At 72.3% G+C, this 5,270-nt stretch carries 3 protein-coding genes and 2 pseudogenes; all 5 read right to left on the reverse strand.

Annotated elements, in window-relative coordinates; genetic code table 11:
• Positions 1–81: 81 nt before the first annotated feature.
• Positions 82–774 (reverse strand): annotated as a pseudogene (locus ABZ990_RS30995) (biotin/lipoyl-containing protein); the annotation flags it as partial.
• A gap of 62 nt (positions 775–836) precedes the next feature.
• Positions 837–2,225: a dihydrolipoyl dehydrogenase gene (lpdA, locus tag ABZ990_RS31000; protein WP_361238903.1), complete on the reverse strand. Its 1,389-nt coding sequence runs from the start codon at positions 2,223–2,225 to the stop codon at positions 837–839.
• A 476-nt stretch (positions 2,226–2,701) separates the two neighbouring features.
• The gene (locus tag ABZ990_RS31005) at positions 2,702–4,219 is read right to left on the reverse strand and encodes a leucyl aminopeptidase (protein ID WP_361238906.1); all 1,518 of its coding nucleotides are present in this window, start codon (positions 4,217–4,219) and stop codon (positions 2,702–2,704) included.
• A gap of 243 nt (positions 4,220–4,462) precedes the next feature.
• Entirely contained in the window at positions 4,463–4,867 is a 405-nt protein-coding gene (locus tag ABZ990_RS31010; RefSeq protein WP_361238909.1) for a hypothetical protein, read from the reverse strand.
• Positions 4,868–4,977: 110 nt separating this feature from the next.
• A pseudogene (locus tag ABZ990_RS31015) lies at positions 4,978–5,181 on the reverse strand (adenosylcobinamide-GDP ribazoletransferase); the annotation flags it as partial.
• Positions 5,182–5,270 lie beyond the last annotated feature (89 nt).

The following is a 5,270-nucleotide window of genomic DNA, read 5'->3' on the forward strand; positions in this document are numbered from 1 at the left end:
ACTCGACCGGGTGCTCGGCGACCGCGACCCCGGCTTCGACGACTACGCCCAACTCGCCTACACGCAGGCCGTGGTGACCACGGGGGCCGGAGCGGCCACGGGGGCCGGGGCGGCGACCGGGGCCGGGGCGGCCGGAGCGGCACCCCCGACACCGATGACGGCCAGCTTGGCGCCGACCTCGGCGGTCTCGTCCTCGGCGACGGTGATCTCGAGCAGCACACCGGAGGCCGGGGCCGGGATCTCGGTGTCGACCTTGTCCGTGGAGACCTCGAGCAGCGGCTCGTCGGCCGTGACGGTGTCGCCGACCGACTTCAGCCAGCGGGTGACGGTGCCCTCGGTGACGGACTCGCCGAGCGCCGGGAGAACGACGTCGGTGCCCTCGGCGGCACCGGCCGGAGCGGCGGCCGGAGCCTCGGCCACGGGGGCCGGGGCGGCCGGAGCGGCGGGGGCCTCGGCGACCGGGGCCGGAGCCGGGGCGGCGGCCGGAGCCGGAGCGGCCTCGGCGGCGGGGGCCGGGGCGGCGGCCGGGGCACCGGTGCCGTCGTCGATGATGGCCAGCTCGGCGCCGACCTCGACCGTCTCGTCCTCGGCGACCTTGATGGAGGCCAGGATGCCCGAGGCGGGGGCGGGGATCTCGGTGTCGACCTTGTCGGTCGAGACCTCGAGCAGCGGCTCGTCGGCCTCGACACGCTCGCCCTCGGCCTTGAGCCAGCGGGTGACGGTGCCCTCGGTGACGCTCTCGCCGAGCGCCGGCAGGGTTACGGAAACCGACATGGTTTCAGTTGCTCCTAACGAATTGCGGAAAGTGGTCGTCGCGCCCTTGGATGACGTGAGCGTCAGTCGTGGGAGTGCAGAGGCTTGCCGGCCAGGGCCAGGTGGGCCTCGCCGAGCGCCTCGTTCTGCGTCGGGTGGGCGTGGATGAGCTGCGCGACCTCGGCCGGCAGCGCCTCCCAGTTGTAGATCAGCTGCGCCTCGCCGACCTGCTCGCCCATGCGGTCACCGACCATGTGGACGCCGACCACGGCACCGTCCTTGACCTGGACGAGCTTGATCTCGCCCGCGGTCTTCAGGATCTTGCTCTTGCCGTTGCCCGCGAGGTTGTACTTCAGGGCCACGACCTTGTCCGCGCCGTAGATCTCCTTGGCCTTGGCCTCGGTGATGCCGACGGAGGCGACCTCCGGGTGGCAGTAGGTCACCCGCGGCACGCCGTCGTAGTCGACCGGAACCGGCTTCAGACCGGCGAGCCGCTCCGCCACCAGGATGCCCTCGGCGAAGCCGACGTGCGCGAGCTGGAGGGTCGGGACGAGGTCGCCGACCGCGGAGATGGTGGGCACGTTGGTACGCATGTACTCGTCGACCAGGACGTAGCCGCGGTCCATCGCGACGCCCTGCTCCTCGTAACCGAGACCGGCGGAGACCGGGCCGCGGCCGATGGCGACCAGCAGCACCTCGGCCTCGAAGGTCTTGCCGTCGGCCAGGGTGACCTTCACACCGTTCTCGGTGTACTCGGCCGACTGGAAGAAGGTGCCGAGGTTGAACTTGATGCCACGCTTGCGGAAGGCGCGCTCCAGCAGCTTGGAGCTGTTCTCGTCCTCGACCGGGACGAGGTGCTTCATGCCCTCGATGACCGTGACGTCGGTGCCGAAGGACTTCCACGCCGAGGCGAACTCGACGCCGATGACGCCGCCGCCGAGGATGATCGCGGACTCCGGCACCCGGTCCAGGGTGAGCGCGTGGTCCGAGGTGATGATCCGGTTGCCGTCGATCTCCAGACCGGGCAGCGACTTCGGCACGGAACCGGTGGCGAGCAGGACGTGACGGCCCTCGACGCGGCGGCCGTCGACGTCGACGGAGGTCGGGGACGACAGGTGGCCGGTGCCCTCGATGTACGTCACCTTGCGGGAGGCGACGAGACCCTGCAGACCCTTGTACAGGCCGGCGATCACGTCGTCCTTGTACTTGTGCACGGCCTTGATGTCGATGCCCTCGAAGGAGGTCTTGACACCGAACTGCTCCGCCTCGCGCGCCGTGTCGGCGACCTCGCCGGCGTGGAGCAGGGCCTTCGTCGGGATGCAACCGTTGTGCAGGCAGGTGCCGCCGAGCTTGTTCTTCTCGATCAGTGCGACGTCCAGGCCCAGCTGCGCTCCGCGCAGCGCCGCGGCGTAGCCGCCGCTACCGCCGCCGAGGATCACTAGGTCGAAAACGGTGCTGGCGTCGTTCGCCACGTCACGTCCTCCATGCATATGCGCTCGTCGCCGGTCGTGCTGACCGGCGGCGGCTCAGTGTCCGGCCGCCGCTTTTCGTCGGCCCTGTGGTGGGGGCCCTGTCCTGCCGAGAACCCATCTTCGCACTTGTTGGCGGGTGGCGGGACGCGGGGCCGTGCTCCGGGACGGCGGATCGTCCGTACGGAGGGCTGCGTCACATGGGTGAACCTGCGGATTTCGTCGCGGGCGAACACGCCGGGAACGCCGACCGGCCCCCGGGCGGGAAGCGCGGGGGCCGGTCGGGAAGGGCTCAGGAACAGCCGGGGAAGGTCCCGGAAGGGATCCGGAAGGGGCTCAAAAAGGCCCCGGAAAGGACCCGGAAAGGACCCGGAAAGGACTCGGAAGGGATCCGAAGGGAGGGGAAGCCGGACCGGAGGGCGGGTCCGGATACCGGCCCCGCCCCCGAGTCCGCCGGCTTCCCGGCTTTCCCGTCGGCCTCAGATCTCGCCGTCGGCGGTGCGCTCGGCGAGACGCACCAGGGTGCGCACCGAGGAGCCGGTGCCGCCCTTGTGGGTGTAGCCGTACGGGGCGCTCTCGTGGAAGGCCGGACCCGCGATGTCCAGGTGGGCCCAGGTGATGCCCTTGCCCACGAACTCCTGCAGGAACAGACCGGCCACCAGGCCGCCGCCCATCCGCTCGCCCATGTTGGCGATGTCGGCGGTCGGGGAGTTCATGCCCTTGCGCAGGTCGGCGGGGAGCGGCATCGGCCAGGACGGCTCGCCGACCTCGGTCGCGGTCTCGTGGATCGCGGTACGGAAGTCGTCGTCGTTGGCCATGACGCCGAAGGTGCGGTCGCCGAGCGCGAGGACCATGGCACCGGTCAGGGTGGCCACGTCGACGATCGCGTCCGGCTCCTCCTCGGAGGCACGGGTCAGCGCGTCCGCGAGGACGAGACGGCCCTCGGCGTCGGTGTTGAGGACCTCGACGGTCTTGCCGCTGTACATGCGCAGCACGTCACCCGGGCGGGTGGCGGTGCCGGACGGCATGTTCTCGGCGAGCGCCAGCCAGCCCGTGACGTTGACGGCGAGGCCGAGGCGGGCGGCGGAGACGACGGCGGCGAACACGGCGGCGGCGCCGGCCATGTCGCACTTCATCGTCTCGTTGTGACCGGCCGGCTTCAGGGAGATGCCGCCCGAGTCGTAGGTGATGCCCTTGCCGACCAGGGCGAGCGTCTTCTCCGCCTTCGGGTGCGTGTACGCGACCTTGACCAGGCGGGGCGGGTTCGCCGAACCGGCGCCGACGCCCAGGATGCCGCCGTAGCCGCCCTTGGCGAGCGCCTTCTCGTCGAGCACCTGGACCTTCAGGCCGTGCTCCTTGCCGGCGGCCTGCGCGACGGCGGCGAACGAGGCCGGGGTCAGGTCGTTCGGCGGCGCGTTGACCAGGTCGCGGGCGCGGTTGATCTCCTCGGCGACCGCCAGGGCGCGCTCGGCGGCGGCCTTGTAGGCCTTGTCGCGGGGCTTGGCGCCGAGCAGGGCGACCTCGGCCAGCGGCTTCTTGGCGTCCTCGGCGTCCTCCTTCCACGCGGTGTAGGAGTACGCGCCGAGCAGCGCGCCCTCACCGATCGCGGTGGCGTCCTCGGGGGAGCCGATCGGCAGCGCGAACGCGGCCTTCTTCGCACCGGCGAGGATCCGGGCGGCGGTGCCGGCCGCGCGGCGCAGCGCCTCGGTGGTGAAGCCCGAGCCGTCCTTGTCGTCCTCGGCCAGGGTGCCGAGACCGATGGCGAGGACGAGCGGGGCCTTCAGACCGGCCGGGGCGGGCACCTTGGTCGCCTCACCCTCGGCGCCGGTGGCGCCCAGAGTCTCCAGGACGGCGGCGAGAGCGCCGTCGAAAGCCTGGTCGACGGCCTCGGCGCCCGGGGCCACGACCAGCGTCTTGCCGGACTTGGCGACGCCGACCACGACGGCGTCGGCGCGCAGCGTGGCCGCGCCGGCGGTGCTGAGAGTGAGAGCAGTCACGGTGGTGAAATCTCGCTTCCGTTGAGTTCGTTGGCGGTCGTGGGATGGGCCGACCGTGCCCGCCGTATCGTATTTCGGCCCGACGAGCGCCGGACAGGAGCCTACGCTCGCCTGCCGGATTCGCCCACGGCGGCGTGGTTCTCCCGGCCTGGCGGCGCGGCGGTACGGACGGCGGGCGGGCCCGCGCGCCGCCGTACCGGGGTGGATTCCGGATGGAAACTCCCTACCCCGGAGGTGAGTTGATCAGGCATTGTCCCGATCGTTCGTCATGTAACAGGTCACCCGCCCCTTCCCGGCGCCGCCTTGGGGTTCGGGCGTCCACCAGGCCCAGGTCTCGGCTTTCGCGGGCAGCCAGGAGGGCCGGGAGGCGTCGAGCGCGAACGAGCAGGCGGTGTCCGCGCGGAACCGGGTGTCCTCGGCCGAGTCGCCCGGTCCCAGCGGGAGCCGGTGGACGACCCGGACGTCGTACGGCCCGGAGCAGGGCACGCCGACGACGAGGTGGGCCGGCCGCCGGCCGGTGTCGAAGTCGGCGCAGCCGTCCTCCCGGACGTCCCACGGGGGCAGGACGTCCTTGCTCGCCGTGCGGACGGTGCCGGTGGGGGAGTCCTTCGGTGCGGACGTGCCGTAGCCGCCGAGCGTGAGATCCATCGTCACCTTGGTGAAGCCGGAGAGCGCGTCGCCGTGCTTCCTCAGGAGGGGGGTGATCCGGACAGCCGGGGGGCGGGTACGGCCACCGGGGCGGCCCTCCGCCCCGCGCCTCACCCCAGGCTCAGCGCCACCAGCGTGACTGTGCCCGCCACCTCCGCCACCCCGCCGAAGACGTCGCCGGTCACCCCGCCGAAGCGGCGGACGCAGCGGCGCAGCAGCACCTCGGCCGCGCCGAGTGCGACGAGCGCGGCGAGGACGTGGCGCAGGGCGTCGTACGGGGAGAAGACCGCGCCGGCCGCCGCGACCAGCGCGAGGTGACGGCGTCCACTTCTACACCCGCGGCAAGGTCGTCACCACCCGCTGGCCGGACCCGGCGGACGCCTCGACGGGCGTGGACCTCGGC

Origin of the sequence: Streptomyces sp. NPDC046203 (genome assembly GCF_040646255.1) — a bacterium.
Classification (GTDB): Bacteria; Actinomycetota; Actinomycetes; order Streptomycetales; family Streptomycetaceae; genus Streptomyces.

Excerpts from the sequence above, each read along its gene's own strand:
- ABZ990_RS31010 (WP_361238909.1), bottom strand. The coding sequence starts at position 4,867 with ATGGATCTCACGCTCGGCGGCTACGGCACGTCCGCACCGAAGGACTCC.